Here is a 1,913-nt window from a genome sequence, read left to right as displayed (position 1 = left end):
GTGAAAGCCGCGCTAAAATTCTGCAGATTAGAAAAAGGGGTTTCAGTAACGGTTGGCGTAGGCGGCAATCGGATTTTCCAGCGTGCCGGCGAACTTAAGATTCTGCGCCGGATCTGAAAGATTGATCATTTGCTGATTATTCGCCAGTTGCAGGCGGTTCAGACACGAGTGCGTAAACTCGGCGCCGAACATGTCATACCGGGCAAATTTCCCGGCCAGTTCCGGATACTGAGTCTGATAATCGCGGACCACTTCTGCCACCACCTGCCAGAACTGTCCGGCAGGATAATCGCCATGCTCTTCCAGAATGCGGGCAATAAACCGGAATACGCCGGCAAAGACGTCAGTGAAAATCGACAAAATTTTCAGATCATCCGGCACATCTACCGCCAGACGTTTGGCTTTTTCAGGCAGACAGGCATCCGGGTTCATCACCGCAATTTCCTCGGCGATATCCTTCATGAAGGCATTGACCGGGATATTGTTTTCGAAACGCAGAATCAGGTTTTCGCCATGCGGCATGAACACCAGATCGTACTGATAGAAACAGTGCAGCAGCGGGCTGAGATAGGCGTGCATGTAACGTTTAAGCCAGTCTCCGGTGGCCAGACCGGATGATTTGATCATCTCGACAATCAGCGCATCGCCATGTTTGTCGGTATGCAGCAGGGCAGCCATGGTCATCAGGCGCTGGTTGGGTTGCAACAGGGCGACCGGATTTTCACGCCACAGCGCCGCAAACATTTTCTTGTATGCGCTGTCACCTTTTATGGCGTCTTCGAAATAGTGATTGTGATAACCGAGCGACGCCACTTCCTGCAAAATGCTGAAACCGGTGGATTGCAGATACGAATCGTTTTCCACCAGATCCGCCAGCCATTCATTGATGCCCGGCGTCGTCGCCATATAGTACGGCGAAAGCCCGCGCATGAAGCCCATATTCAGGATCGACAACGCTGTTTTAACGTAACGCCCTTGCGGACGGCTGGTATTGTAGAAGGTGCGGATTGACTGCTGCGCCAGATAGTTATCCTCACCTTCACCAAGAAAAATCAGAAACTGACGGGCAATATCCGGTGCGAAAACGGTCAGTAATTTGTTCTGCCACTGCCACGGATGCACCGGCATGAAATAGTAATTTTTCGGATCGACACCTTTATCAATCAGCTTCTGCGTGAAAGCACAAATCTGCGCTTCGCCCAACTCTTCTGCGATCAGCTTTTCATAGGGCAAACCTTCGACACTGGCGAAATGTGCTTTGTCATGATGAACCGCAACCCAGACCAGTTGCAGTGGGCTGGCCGCTTCCGGTGCATAGCGAACATAATCACCGGCATCAAAACCGATACGGCCATTGTTAGCGATAAAGCCTGGATGGCCTTCAGTCATGCTGGTTTCGACAGTCTGGAAATCGGCTTCTGACAGTTGCTTTGCTGTCGTGTGATTATTCGCCAGTTTATAAGCGCTGCTGTAAAGCGTGCTGCTGATTTCTTCCAGATAAGTCGGCAGCATGGCTTGTGAGATACCAATATGTTCTGCGAATTCAATGATAAATTTAACGGCATCCAGGGGTTGCACGGTAAAATTATCCAGACGCTTAATGCTCTTGAGATCAATCATCCAGTCATTGAGTGGCAGCAAGCGTGCCCGGAAATGGTATTCAATTTCCGAGGCGGGAACCGTCAGCTGATAATCCGTCCAGGTGCCGGTTGTTTTTAATGCCTGAGGTGTGAGCAGACGTTCATGGGTTAGCTCGGACAGGCATTTACGCAGCAGCAGGGCATTCGCTTTCGCCCAGATTTCAGGTTGCAGGTGCTGCCCGGTTTGCAGATTAGCAGGGGTCATGGTGTGTTTTTCCTTCTGGCTGGCCTGAAAAAAATCTTCGCGCTGGCAAAATGCCAGCCATGCAGTTT

The 1,913-nt window shown here is 50.8% G+C and carries 1 protein-coding gene; it reads right to left on the bottom strand.

Going from position 1 to position 1,913, the window contains the following annotated elements; genetic code table 11:
• Positions 1-42 precede the first annotated feature (42 nt).
• Positions 43-1,913: IucA/IucC family protein (locus tag J1785_RS01350; RefSeq protein ID WP_274388843.1), on the bottom strand; the 1,871-nt coding region annotated here is incomplete at its 5' end.

This window comes from Rahnella perminowiae (assembly GCF_019049755.1).
Lineage (GTDB): Bacteria > Pseudomonadota > Gammaproteobacteria > Enterobacterales > Enterobacteriaceae > Rahnella > Rahnella perminowiae.
The sequence above is the reverse complement of the archived record's forward strand: the minus strand, read 5'-3'. Positions and strand labels throughout refer to the sequence as shown.